Below are 19,205 nucleotides of genomic sequence, written 5' to 3'. Positions count from 1 at the left end.
ATGACAACACAATCGAGTCCCGTTATTACCGATATGAAGGTCATCCCGGTGGCCGGGCATGACAGCATGCTGCTCAATATTGGCGGTGCGCATAACGCATATTTTACCCGCAATATCGTGGTGCTCACCGATAACGCCGGCAATACCGGGGTTGGTGAAGCGCCGGGCGGTGAAGTGATTTATCAGACGCTGGTGGATGCAATCCCACAGGTGTTGGGACAGGAAGTCGCGCGTCTGAATAAAGTGGTTCAGCAGGTGCATAAAGGCAACCAGGCCGCTGACTTTGACACTTTCGGCAAAGGCGCCTGGACCTTTGAACTGCGGGTTAATGCGGTGGCCGCGCTTGAAGCCGCATTGCTCGATCTGCTGGGCAAGGCGCTGAACGTTCCGGTTTGTGAACTGTTAGGGCCAGGCAAGCAGCGCGATGCGGTCACTGTGCTCGGCTATCTGTTCTATGTCGGCGATCGCAGCAAAACCGATCTGCCGTATCTGGAGAGCACGCCGGGCCACCATGAGTGGTATCACCTGCGTCACCAGCAAGCGATGAACAGTGACGCGGTGGTGCGCCTGGCAGAGGCTTCGCAAGATCGCTACGGCTTTAAAGATTTCAAACTCAAGGGGGGCGTACTGCCCGGCGAGCAAGAAATCGACACCGCTCGTGCGCTGAAAAAACGCTTCCCGGAGGCGCGTATTACGGTTGATCCCAACGGGGCCTGGCTGCTGGATGAAGCCATTTCCCTGTGTAAAGGGCTGAACGATGTTCTGACTTATGCTGAAGATCCGTGCGGTGCCGAACAGGGTTTTTCAGGCCGCGAAGTGATGGCCGAGTTCCGCCGTGCGACCGGTCTGCCGGTGGCGACCAATATGATCGCCACCAACTGGCGTGAAATGGGGCATGCGGTGATGCTGAATTCAGTAGATATTCCGCTGGCCGATCCGCACTTCTGGACCCTTTCCGGCGCGGTGCGCGTGGCACAGTTATGCGATGACTGGGGCCTGACCTGGGGCTGCCATTCCAACAACCATTTTGATATTTCGTTGGCGATGTTTACCCACGTTGGCGCCGCGGCACCGGGCAACCCGACGGCTATCGACACCCACTGGATCTGGCAGGAGGGCGATTGCCGTCTGACCAAAAATCCGCTGGAGATTAAAAACGGAAAAATTGCGGTACCCGATGCGCCCGGTCTGGGCGTGGAGCTGGACTGGGAGCAGATACAGAAAGCCCATGAGGCCTATAAGGCGCTGCCCGGCGGCGCGCGTAATGACGCAGGCCCGATGCAGTACCTGATTCCCGGATGGACTTTTGACCGTAAACGTCCCGTTTTCGGCCGCCACTAATTTTGAATAAGGATTTAAATATGAGCGCACAATTTACTACCCCCGTCGTGACCTCTATGCAGGTGATCCCGGTTGCGGGCCATGACAGCATGCTGATGAACCTGAGCGGTGCTCATGCCCCGTTCTTTACACGTAATATTGTGATTATTAAAGATAACTCTGGCCATACCGGGGTAGGGGAAATTCCTGGCGGCGAAAAAATTCGTCAGACCCTGGAAGATGCCATTCCGCTGGTGGTGGGTAAAACGCTGGGTGAGTACAAAAACGTACTGAACGCGGTACGTAATACGTTTGCCGATCGTGATGCCGGTGGCCGTGGTTTGCAGACTTTCGATTTACGTACCACTATTCATGTGGTTACCGGGATCGAAGCGGCGATGTTGGATCTGTTAGGTCAGCATCTGGGCGTCAACGTCGCATCTCTGCTGGGCGATGGTCAGCAACGTAGCGAAGTCGAAATGCTTGGCTATCTGTTCTTCGTTGGTAACCGTAAAGCGACGCCGCTGCCGTATCAAAGCCAACCGGATGAAAAATGCGACTGGTATCGCCTGCGTCATGAAGAGGCGATGACCCCGGACGCGGTAGTGCGTCTGGCGGAAGCAGCGTATGAGAAATATGGTTTCAACGACTTCAAACTGAAAGGCGGCGTACTGGCCGGGGAAGAAGAAGCGGAATCTATTGTGGCGCTGGCGAAACGCTTTCCACAGGCGCGCGTCACGCTCGATCCCAACGGCGCATGGTCGCTGAATGAAGCGATTAAAATTGGTAAGTACCTGAAAGGATCGCTGGCTTATGCGGAAGATCCGTGCGGCGCAGAGCAGGGCTTCTCCGGTCGTGAAGTGATGGCGGAATTCCGTCGAGCTACCGGGCTGCCGACGGCGACCAATATGATCGCTACCGACTGGCGTCAGATGGGGCATACCCTGTCGTTGCAGTCCGTGGATATCCCGCTGGCGGATCCGCACTTCTGGACGATGCAGGGTTCTGTTCGCGTGGCGCAGATGTGCCATGAGTTCGGGCTGACCTGGGGCTCGCACTCTAACAACCACTTTGATATTTCGCTGGCGATGTTTACTCATGTCGCGGCGGCGGCGCCTGGGAAAATTACCGCTATCGATACCCATTGGATCTGGCAGGAAGGTAACCAGCGACTGACCAAAGAACCTTTTGCAATCAAGGGTGGTATGGTGCAGGTTCCGGCGAAACCGGGCCTGGGCGTGGAGCTGGATATGGATCAGGTGATGAAAGCGCATGAGCTGTATCAGCAACATGGACTGGGTGCACGTGATGATGCGATGGGAATGCAGTATCTGATCCCGAACTGGACATTTGATAATAAGCGCCCGTGCATGGTACGCTAAGCGAACTGGGACCGCTCCCATAAATGGAGCGGTTTTCCTCCTGGTGTATGCTTAACACAGTCAACATGCGTAAGGATGCTTTATGAAAATAGTGATCGCACCGGATTCCTATAAGGAAAGTTTGAGTGCGCTTGAAGTCGCAACGGCGATTGAACTGGGATTCCGTGAGATCTGGCCTGAGGCGGATTACGTGAAAATCCCGGTCGCAGATGGCGGTGAGGGAACGGTCGAAGCGATGGTTGCCGCTACGCAAGGCCACCTTGTGCATGTTGATGTTACCGGCCCTTTGGGCAATACAATTCAGGCTTTTTATGGTTTATCCGGCGATGAGCGCTCGGCGTTTATTGAAATGGCAGCCGCCAGCGGGCTGGAGCAGGTTCCTGCTAATTTACGCGATCCGCTGAAAACGACCTCCTGGGGAACCGGGGAGCTAATTCGTCATGCGCTGGATGCGGGCGTGGAGCATATCATCATTGGGATTGGCGGTAGCGCCACCAATGATGGCGGTGCTGGTATGGTGCAGGCGCTGGGCGCAAGGTTGCTGGATGCGCAAGATGAAGATATTGCTCATGGCGCGATGGGCCTGGAATCGCTCACCCGGATTGATATCTCGCAGTTAGACCCGCGTCTTGCCGGATGTCGTATCGAAGTGGCCTGCGACGTCACTAACCCGTTGACCGGTAAAGAAGGAGCCTCAGTGGTCTTTGGCCCACAAAAGGGGGCGACGGCGGAGATGATTCCGCGTCTTGATCGGGCGCTTACGCACTATGCGCAACTGATCGCGCGCGATCTGGACGTCAATGTGCTGGAGCTGGCCGGCGGTGGCGCTGCTGGCGGTATGGGGGCGGCGCTGTATGCGTTTTGCGGCGCACAGCTACGCCGCGGTATTGAGATCGTGACGGATGCGTTACGCCTGGATGCCTGCGTTGCGGATGCAGACTTAGTGGTGACAGGTGAAGGGCGTATCGACAGCCAGACTATTCACGGTAAGGTTCCGGTTGGCGTGGCGAAGATCGCAAAGCGTTACAACAAACCGGTGATCGGCATTGCCGGTAGCCTGACGGCGGATGTCGGTGTTGTGCACCAGCATGGGCTGGATGCGGTTTTCAGCGTCATCTATACCATTTGTTCGCTGGATGAGGCGCTGAAGAATGCGAATGAGAACGTACGCATGACCGCGCGCAACGTGGCTGCGACGCTGAAAGCGGGGCAACAGTTACGCTGAGTTACAGGCCGGATGGCGGTCACACCGCCATCCGGCGAATATCAGCCCAACAACTTCTTCGCTTCGCGGGCAACGTTGTCCATTTCATCCAGCAGCTCTAAAAACTCAGGCTCCAGCTCTTCTTCTTTGGTCCCGCTACGTAATTGTTGCTCAATGAGCTGGCACAGGTTTTTCATGCGCGGGACGCCGCTATAGCCGCAACTACCGTGCAGCTTATGAATCATATCCACCAGCCCTTCAGGGTTTTCGCCTACCAGTTGTTCTTCAATTTTGTTGCGCACCTCGGGTAGAAAATCGAGCAGCATTTGCAGCATATCCCGCGCCAGATCGTTTTTCCCTGCGGCTTGTCTTAATGCCAGTTGCCAGTCGAGCGTGGTATTCGGATTGACGACCGGCTCCGGAGGTTCAACCGCGAGCGCCCTAAGCGATGTGGCCGCGCCGGGTTTGTAGCGTAACAGGAGATTGTGCAGCTTATCTTCTTCGATAGGCTTCGCCAGGTAATCATTCATCCCGGCGCTGAGCAGCTTCTCTTTTTGCCCGGCCATCGCATGCGCGGTGACCGCAATAACTGGCGTCTGTTGTTGATGAGGCAACTGGTGGATCAGTTCGCAGGCGCGAATACCGTCCATGTCGGGCATCTGAATATCCATCAGGATCAGATCAAACGGCATCTGTTTGGCGCGATCCACCGCCTGGTGCCCGCTGTCGCAGAGTACGACGTGCTGTACCTTATCTTCCAGCAGTGCGCCGATCAGCTTGAGGTTCGCCGGGTTGTCGTCCACCGCCATAACGGTCATGGCGATTTTGCTTTCATCTGGCAATGGCTGATCCGCGCTGTAGTTCAACTGGCAATACTCTGTCAGCGCAGGCAGCAGTCGGGTTGAGGTGAGAGGCTTCAGCAGACACGCCGCCGCGCCGCCTTGTTTCAATTTCTCGGCGTTAATCTGTGCGTGACAGGGCAGGGCTAATAACAGGAAATCGGTCATCGCCGCTGCGCTTGCCAGCCGCTCATGTTGCATGGTGAGCGGTTCGCGCAACGTGACCGGAATGCCAATCAGCAGAATATCGTAGTGATCCTTCGGCAGCCCGGAGAATGAAGGGCTGTAAATCACCTCCAGCGGCGTTTCACTTAATATATCTAACGTGCATTGCGCGGCAGTGGCGTTAGGTTCGACATAAGCCAGTCGTTTACCAGCAAGGCACCGGGTTGTCGAGCGATCGATGAGAACGTTAGGGTTGAGATCGAGACTAATATGAAACCAGAAGGTGGATCCGCGGTTCGGCTGGCTATGGAAGGAGATATCCCCGCCCATTTCGTTGACCAGTTTTTGCGTAATGACCAGACCCAGTCCGGTACCGCCGTGGCGGCGGGAAATACTGGCGTCCGCCTGACGGAAGGCCTGGAACAGGCGTGACTGATCGCGCTCAGGGATTCCGATGCCGGTATCGCGGATTTGCACTTCAATTTGCACTTTCGTGTTACTGAGGGCGCGTTTCTCGACCAGAATGTCGATATTACCGCCTTCGGTAAATTTGATGGCATTGCCGACCAGATTGGTAATGACCTGCTGTAAGCGCAGCGGGTCGCCGATGACGTTGTCCGGCACATCATTCTTAATATTCAGCGTCAGCTCAAGCCCTTTATCATGGGACGAATGCGCTAACAGTGTGACGACGTCATCCAGCGTGCTGCGTAGCGGGAACGGAATGCTTTCCAGAATGAGCTTGCCCGCTTCCAGTTTGGAGAAATCGAGCACATCATTGATGATGGCCAGCAGATTGTTGGCCGATCGCTCAATCGTATTCAGGTGATCGCGTTGCGTGGTGTTAAGCTCGGTTTTCAGCGTCAGGCGCGTAAAGCCAATCACGCCATTCAGCGGGGTGCGTAGCTCGTGCGACATGTTAGCCAGAAACTCAGACTTAATTCGGGCCGCCTCCTGGGCGCGTTTTTTCGCCAGATCCAGTTCGACGTTCTGAATTTCCATCTGCTCCAGGGTTTCACGCAGGTCGGAAGTCGCCTGATCGATATTGTGCTGCATCTCTTCATGGTAGGCTGCAAGAGACATCGCCATCGAGTTGATACCGTTTTTGAGCATATCCAGCTCGCCCAGCATGAAACCTTCCACACGGCTGTCGAGCTGCCCTCTACGTATACGGTCAACGGTATTCACCATGTTGCGAATCGGGCCGGTTACGTCGCGCATCAGACGCCAGCCGAAAATTAACGCAATACCAATACAAAACAGCATCATTACGCTGGAGATAAAGATCTCTTTATATTGCTGCAGTCGAACCGACTTGAGGTCCAGTTCAAGCGCTACATACCCCAGCATATTTTGCGTATTTTTGGCGTCGCTTATGGCAGATTCATCCGGCGAATAGCTTTCCGATATAATTGGCGTTCGCAGGATCATGATATCCCCGAGCCGGGTGACGCTCAGCTTACGGGGAAACGGTGAACCGGTCGCCAGCTGCATTTCAGACGGATCGAGATGAAAATTGGAGGTGACAAACAGCCGGTTGTTCTCGTCATAGACAGAAATTGCCCGCACGATATCGGAATGGCGGCGATGCAGCACGCTGATGAGCTGGCCGATGGATTCCCTGTTTTGCAGGTTCATGCCATATTCGCTGGAGACCGCCAGTGGTTCTATGATACTGGCGCCGGCATCTTCCAGTTGACGCTGCAAGTCGTTATAGCGATGCACAACAAAAAAGATACTGAGCAGCAAACCAATCAGGACGGTCGGGGCCAGGATCAGAATCATCATGCGTGCGCGCAGGCTGTAGTTGGTCATGGAGTTCCGTTATGGGACAATTAGGGTCACACTGTTAAATAGAGAAATATCTCGTCGATGGCGCAATTCTACTCTGCAAAACGACGCGTGACGACGCGTCAGATCATAACCGTTACCGTCAATGACCTCGATCCTTTTGGTCAGGGTGTCGCTCGCCATAACGGAAAGGCGTTGTTTATACCGGAATTGCTACCCCAGGAAAGCGCAGAGGTGGTGATTACCGAAGATAAAAAACAGTTTGCCCGCGCGCAAGTAAAACGACGTTTAAACGACAGTCCACAACGTGAAGTGCCACGTTGCCCGCATTTTGGCGTCTGTGGCGGTTGCCAGCAGCAGCACGCCAGCATCCCGTTGCAGCAGCGTAGCAAAAGCGCGGCGTTAGCGCGTTTAATGAAATGTGAAGTGTCGGATGTTATCGCTGATACCCCGTGGGGCTATCGTCGTCGCGCACGTTTGAGCCTGAACTATCGGTCAAAAGAACAAAAATTGCAGATGGGTTTTCGCAAATCCGGTTCCAGCGACATTATTGATGTCAAACAATGCCCTATTCTGGTGCCCCAACTTGAAGCGCTGTTGCCCCACATCAGGGCGTGTCTGGAGAGTTTGCAAGGGTTACGTCATCTCGGTCATGTTGAGCTGGTGCAGGCAGGGAGCGGCGCGTTGATGATTTTGCGCCACACGGCGCCATTAAGTGCTGCGGATAAAGAAAAACTGGAATGCTTTTCGCATTCTCAGGGGCTGTCTTTGTTTCTGGCCCCGCAAAGCGAGATACTGGAATCAGTATCAGAAGAATCGCCCTGGTATGACTCAAATGGACTACGGTTAAGCTTCAGCCCGCGTGATTTTATTCAGGTCAATGCAGGGGTAAACCAAAAAATGGTCGCCTGTGCTCTGGAATGGCTGGATGTGCGACCTGAAGATCGCGTGCTCGATCTGTTCTGCGGTATGGGGAATTTTACTCTGCCGCTGGCTGTGCGGGCAGCAAGCGTGGTGGGGGTTGAAGGAGTACCGGCGCTGGTCGAAAAAGCCCGGGAAAACGCGCTGAATAACGGATTACACAACGTGACATTCTTTCATGAAAACCTTGAGGAGGATGTTACCCAGCAGCCGTGGGCGAAAAACGGATTCGACAAAGTATTGCTCGATCCTGCGCGTGCGGGGGCTGCCGGTGTGATGCAACATATTATAAAATTAAGCCCTGGTCGCGTTGTTTATGTATCCTGTAACCCCGCAACGCTGGCTCGTGACAGCGACGCTTTGCTCAACGCGGGATATGCCATACGGCGACTGGCAATGCTCGATATGTTCCCGCACACTGGACACCTGGAATCGATGGTCCTGTTTGAGCGTTTGTAATGAAATTTGTACCCATTGGATTTCGGGTTGTAATGCAGCATGAAAGACAATGGGTATGGCTTGTCGACTTCGACAGGCCAGGCCCCTAAAGGAGAGGACAATGGTTGCGGTAAGAAGTGCACATATAAATAAAGCTGGTGAGTTTGATCCCAAGAAATGGATCGCGAGTCTGGGAATCTCCAGCCAGCAGTCGTGTGAACGCTTAGCCGAAACCTGGGCGTACTGCCAGCAGCAAACACAGGGACATCCTGATGCGGATTTGCTGCTATGGCGTGGCGTGGAGATGGTAGAAATACTCTCTATGTTGAGCATGGATATCGACACGCTGCGTGCGGCAATGCTGTTTCCTCTGGCGGATGCCAACGTGGTCAGTGAGGACATCCTGCGTGAAAGCGTGGGTAAATCCATTGTGCATCTTATCCATGGCGTGCGCGATATGGCGGCGATACGCCAGCTGAAAGCCACGCATACCGATTCAGTCTCTTCCGAGCAGGTCGATAACGTCCGCCGTATGCTGCTGGCAATGGTGGATGATTTCCGCTGCGTGGTCATCAAGCTGGCGGAGAGGATCGCGCATCTGCGTGAAGTGAAAGACGCACCGGAAGATGAACGCGTTCTGGCGGCAAAAGAGTGCACCAATATCTATGCGCCGCTGGCCAACCGTTTGGGCATCGGACAATTAAAATGGGAGCTGGAAGATTACTGCTTCCGCTACCTGCACCCGGCCGAATACAAACGCATTGCTAAGCTGCTGCACGAGCGTCGCATCGATCGCGAACACTATATTGAAGAGTTCGTTGGTCATCTGCGCTCAGAAATGAAAACGGAAGGCGTCAAAGCCGAAGTGTACGGGCGTCCGAAGCATATCTACAGCATCTGGCGTAAAATGCAGAAAAAGCAGTTAGCCTTCGATGAACTGTTCGATGTGCGCGCGGTGCGCATCGTGGCGGAGCGTCTACAGGACTGCTATGCCGCGCTCGGGATAGTACATACTCACTATCGCCATCTGCCGGATGAGTTCGATGATTACGTCGCTAATCCGAAACCCAACGGCTACCAGTCGATCCATACGGTTGTGTTGGGGCCGGGTGGAAAAACCATTGAAATCCAGATCCGCACTAAACAGATGCATGAAGATGCCGAACTGGGAGTGGCGGCGCACTGGAAGTACAAAGAAGGTGCCGTCACGGGCATGCGTTCTGGGCATGAAGACCGCATTGCGTGGCTGCGTAAGCTGATCGCCTGGCAGGAAGAGATGGCGGATTCCGGCGAAATGCTGGATGAAGTGCGCAGCCAGGTCTTCGATGACCGGGTTTACGTCTTTACGCCAAAAGGTGACGTTGTTGACTTACCTGCAGGCTCCACGCCGCTGGACTTTGCTTACCACATTCACAGTGATGTAGGGCATCGTTGCATTGGCGCGAAAATTGGTGGGCGTATCGTACCGTTTACCTACCAGTTACAGATGGGTGATCAAATTGAAATTATCACCCAGAAACAGCCAAACCCAAGCCGTGACTGGTTGAACCCTAACCTTGGCTATGTGACCACCAGCCGTGGTCGCTCGAAGATCCACGCCTGGTTCCGTAAACAGGATCGTGACAAAAACATCCTTGCGGGCCGCCAGATCCTCGACGATGAGCTTGCGCACCTGGGCATTAGCCTGAAAGAGGCGGAAAAACATCTGCTGCCGCGCTACAGCTTCAATGAACTGGATGAACTGCTGGCGGCGATTGGCGGAGGAGACATCCGTCTCAACCAGATGGTGAACTTCCTGCAGGCGCAGTTTAATAAGCCCAGCGCTGCCGAGCAGGATGCAGCCGCGCTGAAACAGCTTCAGCAGAAAACCCAGGCGCCGCAGAGTCGCCGTAAAGACGATGGTCGCGTCGTGGTGGAAGGGGTCGGTAACCTGATGCACCACATCGCGCGCTGCTGCCAGCCGATTCCTGGCGATGAAATCGTTGGGTTTATCACCCAGGGGCGCGGTATTTCCGTGCACCGCGCCGATTGCGAACAGTTGGCAGAGCTGCGTTCACACGCGCCGGAGCGGATTGTTGATGCGGTTTGGGGCGAAAGCTACTCGGCGGGATACTCGCTGGTGGTTCGCGTACAGGCCAACGATCGCAGCGGTTTATTGCGTGATATCACCACCATTCTTGCCAACGAGAAAGTGAACGTGCTGGGGGTTGCCAGCCGGAGCGATACCAAACAACAGTTGGCCACCATCGATATGACCATCGAAATCTATAACCTGCAGGTGCTCGGACGCGTGCTTGGCAAGCTGAACCAGGTGCCGGATGTGATCGACGCGCGTCGTCTGCACGGTAATTAATTATTTTGTAGGCCGGATAATCTTGTAGGCCTGATAAAACGCGTTAGCGTTGCCATCAGGCATTGCCATGTTGCCGGATGTCGGCTATCGCCTTATCCGGCCTACCGTATTGAAATTTCAGGATTTTCACATGAACCAAATCGATCGACTGCTCGGTATTATGCAGCGTTTGCGCGACCCGGAAAACGGCTGTCCGTGGGATAAAGAGCAGACATTCGCCACTATTGCCCCTTACACTCTCGAAGAAACCTATGAAGTACTGGATGCGATTGCGCGTGAAGACTTCGACGATCTGCGCGGAGAGCTCGGCGACCTGCTGTTCCAGGTGGTGTTTTATGCCCAGATGGCGCAGGAAGAAGGCCGTTTTGATTTCAATGATATCTGCGCCGCCATCAGCGATAAGCTTGAACGCCGGCATCCGCATGTATTCGCTGATGTTTCTGCCAGCAACAGTACTGAAGTGCTAACCCGCTGGGAGCAAATTAAAAGCGAAGAACGCGCCGGGAAAGCACAGCATTCCGCACTCGACGATATTCCCCGCAGTTTACCGGCGTTAATGCGCGCCCAGAAAATCCAGAAACGCTGCTCTAATGTTGGCTTCGATTGGAAAACATTAGGACCGGTTGTCGACAAGGTTTATGAAGAGATCGACGAAGTCATGTTTGAGGCAAAGCAGGCTGTTGTCGACCAGGCTAAACTGGAGGAGGAAATGGGCGATCTGCTGTTTGCCACAGTCAACATGGCTCGTCATCTGGGGACAAAAGCCGAGACTGCGTTACAAAAAGCGAACGAGAAATTTGAACGACGTTTTCGTGAAGTTGAGCGAATTGTCGCTGCTCGTGGTCTGGAAATGACGGGTGTTGATCTGGAAACGATGGAAGAAGTCTGGCAACAGGTAAAACGGCAGGAAATTGATCTCTAAGGGATTTCGTCGGTCAAGGGCGTTTTGTGTGATTTTTTAAATAACAAGCGCTTGATTTACGTCAAAAACATTTACCCCAAAGGGGCTATTTTCTCACTCCCGATGTTAATGTGAGCCTGGTGAAGAGGAGGGATAATGAAAGTTTGTGGCGCTCGTCATGTTCGGGTATACTACTTTCCCGTCTTGGTAATTCCATCGTTTCACCCTAACTTCTCAGGTCCAGCATGACAACGAACTATATTTTTGTGACCGGCGGGGTCGTATCCTCTCTGGGAAAAGGCATTGCCGCAGCCTCCCTCGCAGCCATTCTTGAAGCCCGTGGCCTCAACGTGACCATGATGAAACTGGATCCGTACATCAACGTCGATCCGGGTACTATGAGCCCAATCCAACACGGGGAAGTGTTCGTTACCGAAGACGGCGCTGAAACCGACCTGGACCTGGGTCACTATGAGCGTTTCATCCGTACGAAAATGAGCCGCCGCAACAACTTCACCACGGGGCGTATCTACTCTGACGTTCTGCGTAAAGAACGCCGTGGCGACTATCTGGGCGCTACTGTTCAGGTTATCCCGCATATCACCAACGCAATTAAAGAGCGCGTTCTGGAAGGCGGCGAAGGTCATGATGTTGTTCTGGTCGAAATCGGCGGAACCGTTGGGGATATCGAATCTCTGCCGTTCCTTGAAGCGATTCGCCAAATGGCCGTAGAAATTGGCCGTGAGCACACGCTGTTTATGCATCTGACGCTGGTTCCGTACATGGCGGCGGCAGGTGAAGTCAAAACGAAACCGACTCAGCACTCTGTAAAAGAGCTGCTTTCTATCGGTATTCAGCCAGATATCCTGATCTGCCGCTCCGATCGCGCAGTTCCGGCGAATGAACGTGCGAAAATTGCATTGTTCTGTAACGTTCCGGAAAAAGCGGTGATTTCTCTGAAAGATGTCGATTCCATCTATAAAATTCCGGGCCTGTTGAAATCCCAGGGCCTTGACGATTATATTTGTAAACGATTCAGCTTGAACTGTCCGGAAGCTAATCTGTCAGAATGGGAACAGGTTATCTACGAAGAAGCGAATCCGGCAGGTGAAGTGACTATCGGTATGGTCGGCAAGTACATTGAACTACCGGACGCCTATAAGTCAGTGATTGAAGCGCTGAAACACGGTGGTCTGAAGAATCGTGTCACCGTCAACATCAAGCTGATCGATTCGCAGGATGTCGAAACGCGCGGCGTTGAGATCCTGAAAGGTCTTGATGCTATCCTGATCCCAGGCGGCTTCGGCTACCGTGGTGTTGAAGGTAAAATCGCGACGGCGCGCTTTGCGCGTGAGAACAATATTCCTTATCTGGGCATTTGCCTGGGTATGCAGGTTGCGTTGATTGAGTTTGCGCGTAACGTAGTGGGTATGGACAACGCCAACTCCACGGAATTTGTGCCAGACTGTAAGTACCCGGTGGTGGCTCTGATTACCGAATGGCGTGACGAAGACGGCAACGTCGAAGTCCGTACCGAGAAGAGCGATCTGGGTGGCACCATGCGTCTTGGCGCGCAGCAGTGTCAGCTGAGCGATGAAAGCCTGGTCCGTCAACTGTACGGCACGCCGACAATCGTTGAACGCCACCGTCACCGCTACGAAGTCAACAATATGCTGTTGAAACAGATTGAAGCTGCTGGTCTGCGTGTTGCAGGCCGTTCCGGTGATGATCAGTTGGTCGAGATCATCGAGGTACCGAATCATCCGTGGTTCGTGGCCTGTCAGTTCCACCCGGAATTTACTTCCACGCCACGTGATGGGCACCCGCTGTTTGCCGGCTTTGTGAAAGCCGCCAGTGAACATCAGAAGCGTCAGGCGAAGTAAGAAGTAAAAAGTTAGAACGGCAATGCACCCATTCGGGTGCATTGTTTGTCTGGAGTTTTAGTTTAACTTGTACTGAGGAAAACCTAATGTCCAAAATCGTTAAAATCATCGGTCGTGAAATCATCGACTCCCGTGGTAACCCGACTGTTGAAGCCGAAGTACACCTGGAAGGTGGTTTCGTTGGTATGGCAGCAGCTCCGTCAGGTGCTTCTACTGGTTCCCGCGAAGCACTGGAACTGCGCGATGGCGACAAATCCCGTTTCATGGGTAAAGGCGTACTGAAAGCTGTTGCAGCTGTTAACGGCCCAATTGCTCAGGCTCTGCTGGGTAAAGATGCTAAAGATCAGGCTGGCATCGACAAGATCATGATCGATCTGGACGGTACTGAAAACAAATCCAACTTCGGTGCAAACGCCATCCTGGCTGTGTCCCTGGCGAACGCCAAAGCAGCAGCTGCTGCTAAAGGCCTGCCGCTGTATGCGCACATCGCTGAACTGAACGGTACTCCGGGCAAATACTCCATGCCGGTTCCGATGATGAACATCATCAACGGTGGTGAGCACGCTGACAACAACGTCGACATCCAGGAGTTCATGATTCAGCCGGTTGGCGCTAAGACTCTGAAAGAAGCCGTACGTATGGGTTCTGAAGTGTTCCACAACCTGGCTAAAGTTCTGAAAGCTAAAGGTATGAACACTGCAGTTGGTGACGAAGGCGGCTACGCGCCGAACCTGGGCTCCAACGCTGAAGCTCTGGCTGTAATCGCTGAAGCGGTTAAAGCAGCTGGCTACGAGCTGGGCAAAGACATCACTCTGGCGATGGACTGTGCAGCTTCTGAATTCTACAAAGACGGTAAATACGTTCTGGCTGGCGAAGGCAACAAAGCGTTCACCTCCGAAGAATTCACCCACTTCCTGGAAGAACTGACCAAACAGTACCCGATCGTGTCCATCGAAGATGGTCTGGACGAGTCTGACTGGGACGGTTTCGCATACCAGACTAAAGTTCTGGGCGACAAAATCCAGCTGGTTGGTGACGATCTGTTCGTAACCAACACCAAAATCCTGAAAGAAGGCATCGAAAAAGGCATCGTTAACTCCATCCTGATCAAATTCAACCAGATCGGTTCTCTGACCGAAACTCTGGCTGCGATCAAAATGGCGAAAGACGCTGGCTACACCGCTGTCATCTCTCACCGTTCTGGCGAAACTGAAGACGCTACCATCGCTGACCTGGCTGTTGGTACCGCTGCTGGCCAGATCAAAACCGGTTCTATGAGCCGTTCTGACCGCGTAGCTAAGTACAACCAGCTGATTCGTATCGAAGAAGCGCTGGGCGAACAAGCTCCGTACAACGGTCGTAAAGAGATCAAAGGTCAGGCGTAATCCTGTTCTTTAACTCTTAACGTAAAAACCCGCTGCGGCGGGTTTTTTTATGCCTTTAAAGTAGTAGTGGTAAGGTCGCACTCGCCGTTTGCTGGCTCACATCGCTGTACTTTTCATCCAGTCCAATCAGCGACGTGGTGAGCAGTTCCACCAACAGCATGACACCCACCTTGGCGTTTAGCGCGCCGGCGCTCAACGGACCTTCTGGTTTGGCTGCGACCAGTTGAATATCACTCAGCGATGCCAGTGGACTACGCGGTGTATTACTTAGCGCCAGTACGCGTACACCTTGCTTACGCGCCAGCTTTACGACATGCAGCAGATCGCGCGTGGATCCCGAACTGGATATCGCCACTACCAGCGTATCTTTGCTTAGCGTTGTAGCGTTCATAGCAGCACGGTGCATGTCGCTGAACAATTGCGCGGGTTTGCCGAGGCGCAGGAGTTTGTAATGTAAATATTCCCCCAGAATAGCGCTGGCCGCTACGCCATAAATTTGTACCGACTGAGCCTGATGCAGCGCCAGAGCGGCTGCTTCCAGTAATGTTCTGTCGAGTAATTTTGCCGTGTCCTGCAGCGCTTGCACGGATTCATTGACCACATTGTCAATCTCATCACCGCTGTGCTCTACCGGCTCTCCTTGCCGGAGGTCGAGTGCCAGCGCCATCTTAAATTCGTTATAGCCCTTACACCCCAGCGTACGGCACAGACGCGTGACGCTCGCCTCACTGGTGTCGCTTTCACGCGCCAGTTCGGTAATCGTCAGATAGACCACTCTTGCCGGATCGCTAAGCACAAACTCTCCCAGCTTTTGTTGAGTTCGACTATATCCATCAACGCCCTGGCGCAATCTCAGCAGCAGGTTTTCATTTTCTGACATGCAAAATCCTTAATGCGTTTCTCTGCCGATAGTGTGGCGGAAAGCAGGGGAGAGATGCCAGTCATTTTAAAAAAGTATGATCGGCGTCCTGGTTTTTGATGGTAATTTTCATTTTTAAAATTAATTATGGTAAAAATTTTCATCAATGATCGGGGAGATGAAAAAATGATGCAAATATTTAGCGGCGCTTCGTCAGGCGCATGGTTTGAAAAAGCGCAGCGGTTCGGCAAATCGTTCATGCTGCCGATTGCGGTATTGCCCGCAGCGGGGTTGTTGTTGGGGATTGGAGGGGCTTTGTCGAATCCCAATACGCTGACGGCCTACCCTTTCTTGAATGTCGACTGGCTGCAGGCAATCTTCACGATCATGACCAGCGCGGGTTCTATCGTGTTTGCCAACCTGTCGGTGCTTTTTGCGGTTGGTGTTGCCGTGGGACTGGCGAAAACGGATAAAGGCACGGCGGGCCTTGCGGCATTGCTGGCTTTTCTGGTGATGAATGCCACCATCAATGCTTTGTTAACGCTCAACGGAACGCTGGCGCACGAGAATCCAGGTGCTGTGGGCCAGGGAATGACGCTGGGCATTCAGACGCTGGAAACGGGCGTGTTTGGTGGGGTCGTGATTGGTCTGGTCACCTGCGCGCTGCATAGCCGTTTCAATAAAGTCTCACTCCCTCAGTTTCTTGGCTTTTTCAGTGGTTCGCGTTTTGTACCGATTATCAGCTCGCTTGCCGCGATTGTGGTGGGGGCGATCATGACGGTGGTGTGGCCGCATTTCCAGAAGCTCATTTTTGGACTGGGCGGTCTGGTGGATGCGACGGGCTATCTGGGGACGCTACTGTACGGTTTCATTCTGCGTATGCTTGGCCCACTGGGTTTACACCATATCTTTTATTTGCCGTTCTGGACAACGGCGCTGGGCGGGAGCGAAATCGTCAACGGTCAACTGGTCGAAGGCACCCAGCGTATTTTCTTTGCCCAACTTGCCGATCCGAATACGCAGCAGTTTTATGCTGGTACCTCGCGCTTTATGTCCGGGCGCTTTATCACCATGATGTTTGGCCTGCTTGGCGCATGCCTGGCGATGTACCACACGGCAAAACCGGAGAACAGAAAGCTTGTCGCCGGACTGTTGCTATCAGCGGCCCTGACCTCTTTCCTGACCGGCATCACTGAGCCTATTGAGTTCTCCTTCCTGTTTGTGGCTCCGGTGTTATATGTCATTCACGCCTTCTTCGATGGTCTGGCGTTTATGATGGCGCATATTTTACATATCACTATTGGGCAAACCTTTTCGGGGGGACTGATCGATTTCCTCCTCTTCGGCGTGCTACAGGGGGAAGCGAAAACCAACTGGATGTACGTCCCCCTGGTTGGGGTGCCGTGGTTCTTTCTTTACTACTTCACCTTCCGTTATTTGATTAACCGCTTTAACTGGCTGACGCCGGGGCGTGAGAGCGCTGCCCAGGTGGAGTCCGGTCTGCCTCAGAGCGAACGCGCAGCGGCAGTCATCGCCGGGCTGGGAGGCAAAGAGAATCTGGAAGAGGTGGACTGTTGCGCCACACGCTTACGCGTGACGGTGAAAGAGAGCAGCAAGGTTGATGAAGCTGCGCTGAAAGCGACCGGAGCGCGCGGCGTAATTATTCGCGGCAACGGTGTTCAGGTGATTTATGGCCCGCATGTCACCATCATTAAAAATGAAGTCGAAGAGATCTTATCGTGATGAAAACTGTACTGGATTCCCTGAAAGGTAAATTAATTGTCTCCTGCCAGGCGCTGGAAAATGAACCCCTGCACAGCCCGTTTATTATGTCGCGTATGGCGCTGGCGGCAGCGCAGGGCGGTGCGGCAGGTATCCGTGCGAACAGCGTGGTAGATATTCGCGCGATCAAAGAGAGCGTCTCCCTGCCGGTAATAGGGATTATCAAGCGCGATTATCCGGGCAGCGATGTATTTATCACGGCCACCCTGCAGGAAGTGGATGAACTGATGACCGTTGAGCCGGAAATTATTGCTCTGGATGCGACAGCGCGACCGCGCCCCGGTGGGCAAACGCTGGAAGAGCTGGTCACGCAAATCCGCGCCCGCTATCCGTCCGTACTGCTGATGGCGGATATCGCCACCGTCGATGAGGCGGTAACAGCCGAGCAGCTGGGTTTTGACTGCGTGGGCACCACGCTCTATGGCTATACCGCCGACACTGCCGGGCATGTGCTGGCGGAAAACGACTGCGGTTTTTTACGTGAGGTGTTGGCGGCGGTCACCATACCGGTTGTGGCGGAAGGTAACGTCGATACCCCGGAACGCGCCGCACGTTGCCTGGCATTAGGCGCGCATACTGTGGTGGTTGGAGGCGCTATCACGCGTCCGCAGCAGATAACGGCACGCTTTGTCGCGGCGATCGCCTCGTAAAGCATCGATGGGGCATGATACTTTGGCGGGGATCTGCGATAATTAGCGTTTATCCCCATATTGAGAACGCTATGCAGTACCCGATTAACGAGATGTTCCAGACCCTGCAAGGTGAGGGTTACTTTACCGGCGTCCCCGCCATTTTTATTCGTTTACAGGGATGCCCGGTTGGCTGTGCCTGGTGCGATACCAAACACACCTGGGATAAGCTTGAGGATCGGGAAGTCTCCCTGTACAGCATCCTGGCTAAAACGAAAGAGAGCGATAAGTGGGGCGCGGCGAGCAGCGAAGATTTGCTGGCTGTTATTCAGCGTCAGAGCTATACCGCCCGTCACGTGGTGATCACCGGCGGTGAGCCCTGCATTCATGACCTGATGCCGCTGACTGACCTGCTGGAAAAGAACGGCTTTAGCTGCCAGATTGAAACCAGCGGTACCCACGAAGTACGCTGTACGCCGAATACCTGGGTGACCGTATCGCCGAAGGTGAATATGCGCGGTGGTTATGATGTGCTGTCACAGGCGCTGGAGCGCGCGAATGAAATCAAACATCCGGTCGGCCGCGTTCGCGATATTGAAGCGCTGGATGAACTGCTGGCAACGTTGAGCGATGATAAGCCGCGAATTATTGCCTTACAGCCAATCAGCCAGAAAGAAGACGCGACGCGTCTGTGCATTGATACCTGTATCGCGCGTAACTGGCGTCTGTCGATGCAGACCCATAAATACCTGAATATTGCCTGATAAATTTTGCCGGGTGGGCTTCGCATCGCCATCCGGCAAAGTCACAATCACTCGCCGCGATACACGCAACCCGCTGTGCAGGTCTCTTTTACCATCACTGCGCTCAGCAGAGGGACAACCGGTTTTACCTGATCCCAAATCCATTTTGCCAGCACTTCGCTGGTTGGGTTTTCTAAGCCTGGAATATCGTTCAGATAGTAGTGATCAAGTCTGTCATAAGTCGGCTTAAACGCCGCCTTTAACTCTGCGAAATCCATGATCCAACCGGTATGCGGATCGACTTCACCGGTAATTTCAAGACGCACCATAAATGAGTGACCATGTAGGCGACCACACTTATGCCCTTCCGGTACATGCGGCAGGCGGTGAGCGGCTTCGAAGGTGAAATCTTTAAACAAGGTGGTGGACATTTTTTACTCTCAAGAATGCGAAAAACCGCCGTAGGGTACCGTAAAGAGCAAATTTTATCATTAGTTAAAAGGGCGCAGAGTATCAGAACAATCCATTCATAAAGATAATGTTCAATAACCATTTATATATCAAAGGCTTATTAAATCGATTTTGCTGTTAATAACTATAACTAAAACAG

At 53.5% G+C, this 19,205-nt stretch carries 14 protein-coding genes; 11 read left to right on the top strand and 3 right to left on the bottom strand.

Annotated elements, in window-relative coordinates; all coding sequences use genetic code 11:
• From JSN25_RS00820 to JSN25_RS00810, 3 genes are all read left to right on the top strand, one after another.
• Positions 1-1,341, top strand: coding sequence for an enolase C-terminal domain-like protein (locus JSN25_RS00820; RefSeq protein ID WP_110496985.1), 1,341 nt, complete (start codon positions 1-3; stop codon positions 1,339-1,341).
• A gap of 20 nt (positions 1,342-1,361) precedes the next feature.
• Complete coding sequence (gene gudD / locus JSN25_RS00815) at positions 1,362-2,702, top strand: glucarate dehydratase (protein ID WP_042310713.1); 1,341 nt, start codon at positions 1,362-1,364, stop codon at positions 2,700-2,702.
• Between the two features lie 82 nt (positions 2,703-2,784).
• Positions 2,785-3,927: a glycerate kinase gene (locus JSN25_RS00810; RefSeq protein WP_160955744.1), complete on the top strand. Its 1,143-nt coding sequence runs from the start codon at positions 2,785-2,787 to the stop codon at positions 3,925-3,927.
• 41 nt (positions 3,928-3,968) lie between these two features.
• Here the strand turns inward: JSN25_RS00810 and barA are convergent, their stop codons facing one another.
• Complete coding sequence (gene barA / locus JSN25_RS00805; protein WP_038633206.1) at positions 3,969-6,725, bottom strand: two-component sensor histidine kinase BarA; 2,757 nt, start codon at positions 6,723-6,725, stop codon at positions 3,969-3,971.
• A 57-nt stretch (positions 6,726-6,782) separates the two neighbouring features.
• On the opposite strand from barA, the gene rlmD reads away from it, so the two are divergent.
• From rlmD to eno, 5 genes are all read left to right on the top strand, one after another.
• A complete protein-coding gene (gene rlmD / locus JSN25_RS00800; RefSeq protein WP_038633202.1) occupies positions 6,783-8,081 on the top strand; it encodes a 23S rRNA (uracil(1939)-C(5))-methyltransferase RlmD in 1,299 nt (432 codons plus the stop codon).
• Between the two features lie 100 nt (positions 8,082-8,181).
• Positions 8,182-10,413: a GTP diphosphokinase gene (gene relA, locus JSN25_RS00795; protein ID WP_204525380.1), complete on the top strand. Its 2,232-nt coding sequence runs from the start codon at positions 8,182-8,184 to the stop codon at positions 10,411-10,413.
• Positions 10,414-10,543: 130 nt separating this feature from the next.
• Entirely contained in the window at positions 10,544-11,335 is a 792-nt protein-coding gene (mazG, locus tag JSN25_RS00790; protein WP_085048930.1) for a nucleoside triphosphate pyrophosphohydrolase, read from the top strand.
• Positions 11,336-11,559: 224 nt separating this feature from the next.
• Entirely contained in the window at positions 11,560-13,197 is a 1,638-nt protein-coding gene (pyrG, locus tag JSN25_RS00785) for a glutamine hydrolyzing CTP synthase (RefSeq protein WP_005130912.1), read from the top strand.
• A gap of 86 nt (positions 13,198-13,283) precedes the next feature.
• A complete protein-coding gene (gene eno / locus JSN25_RS00780) occupies positions 13,284-14,582 on the top strand; it encodes a phosphopyruvate hydratase (RefSeq protein ID WP_003034129.1) in 1,299 nt (432 codons plus the stop codon).
• Positions 14,583-14,637: 55 nt separating this feature from the next.
• On the opposite strand, the gene JSN25_RS00775 is transcribed toward eno, so the two are convergent.
• A complete protein-coding gene (locus JSN25_RS00775) occupies positions 14,638-15,462 on the bottom strand; it encodes a MurR/RpiR family transcriptional regulator (RefSeq protein ID WP_087856940.1) in 825 nt (274 codons plus the stop codon).
• 165 nt (positions 15,463-15,627) lie between these two features.
• Between JSN25_RS00775 and JSN25_RS00770 the strand changes: the two genes are divergently transcribed.
• The 3 genes from JSN25_RS00770 to queE all read left to right on the top strand — a co-directional run bounded on the left by JSN25_RS00770 (position 15,628) and on the right by queE (position 18,616).
• Entirely contained in the window at positions 15,628-17,184 is a 1,557-nt protein-coding gene (locus JSN25_RS00770) for a maltose/glucose-specific PTS transporter subunit IIC (protein WP_085048931.1), read from the top strand.
• Positions 17,184-17,873 (top strand): N-acetylmannosamine-6-phosphate 2-epimerase, encoded by a 690-nt coding sequence (locus tag JSN25_RS00765; protein WP_121529492.1) that lies wholly within the window; start codon positions 17,184-17,186, stop codon positions 17,871-17,873. Before JSN25_RS00770 ends, JSN25_RS00765 begins: the two co-directional genes overlap by 1 nt.
• 71 nt (positions 17,874-17,944) lie before the next feature.
• The gene (gene queE, locus JSN25_RS00760; RefSeq protein ID WP_038633185.1) at positions 17,945-18,616 is read left to right on the top strand and encodes a 7-carboxy-7-deazaguanine synthase QueE; all 672 of its coding nucleotides are present in this window, start codon (positions 17,945-17,947) and stop codon (positions 18,614-18,616) included.
• 47 nt (positions 18,617-18,663) lie between these two features.
• Here queE and queD read toward each other — a convergent pair whose 3' ends face one another.
• Positions 18,664-19,026, bottom strand: a complete 363-nt coding sequence (gene queD / locus JSN25_RS00755; protein WP_006687049.1) for a 6-carboxytetrahydropterin synthase QueD — start codon at positions 19,024-19,026, stop codon at positions 18,664-18,666.
• Positions 19,027-19,205: the final 179 nt, after the last annotated feature.

This window comes from Citrobacter cronae (genome assembly GCF_016893685.1).
Classification (GTDB): domain Bacteria; phylum Pseudomonadota; class Gammaproteobacteria; order Enterobacterales; family Enterobacteriaceae; genus Citrobacter; species Citrobacter werkmanii.
This window is presented reverse-complemented; position numbering and strand designations above follow the sequence as displayed.

Coding starts and splice junctions, on each gene's coding strand:
- pyrG (WP_005130912.1), top strand. CDS start 11,560: ATGACAACGAACTATATTTTTGTGACCGGCGGGGTCGTATCCTCTCTG.
- barA (WP_038633206.1), bottom strand. CDS start 6,725: ATGACCAACTACAGCCTGCGCGCACGCATGATGATTCTGATCCTGGCC.
- JSN25_RS00765 (WP_121529492.1), top strand. CDS start 17,184: ATGAAAACTGTACTGGATTCCCTGAAAGGTAAATTAATTGTCTCCTGC.
- relA (WP_204525380.1), top strand. CDS start 8,182: ATGGTTGCGGTAAGAAGTGCACATATAAATAAAGCTGGTGAGTTTGAT.
- JSN25_RS00820 (WP_110496985.1), top strand. CDS start 1: ATGACAACACAATCGAGTCCCGTTATTACCGATATGAAGGTCATCCCG.
- mazG (WP_085048930.1), top strand. CDS start 10,544: ATGAACCAAATCGATCGACTGCTCGGTATTATGCAGCGTTTGCGCGAC.
- JSN25_RS00775 (WP_087856940.1), bottom strand. CDS start 15,462: ATGTCAGAAAATGAAAACCTGCTGCTGAGATTGCGCCAGGGCGTTGAT.
- eno (WP_003034129.1), top strand. CDS start 13,284: ATGTCCAAAATCGTTAAAATCATCGGTCGTGAAATCATCGACTCCCGT.
- JSN25_RS00810 (WP_160955744.1), top strand. CDS start 2,785: ATGAAAATAGTGATCGCACCGGATTCCTATAAGGAAAGTTTGAGTGCG.
- queD (WP_006687049.1), bottom strand. CDS start 19,026: ATGTCCACCACCTTGTTTAAAGATTTCACCTTCGAAGCCGCTCACCGC.
- queE (WP_038633185.1), top strand. CDS start 17,945: ATGCAGTACCCGATTAACGAGATGTTCCAGACCCTGCAAGGTGAGGGT.
- JSN25_RS00770 (WP_085048931.1), top strand. CDS start 15,628: ATGATGCAAATATTTAGCGGCGCTTCGTCAGGCGCATGGTTTGAAAAA.
- rlmD (WP_038633202.1), top strand. CDS start 6,783: ATGGCGCAATTCTACTCTGCAAAACGACGCGTGACGACGCGTCAGATC.
- gudD (WP_042310713.1), top strand. CDS start 1,362: ATGAGCGCACAATTTACTACCCCCGTCGTGACCTCTATGCAGGTGATC.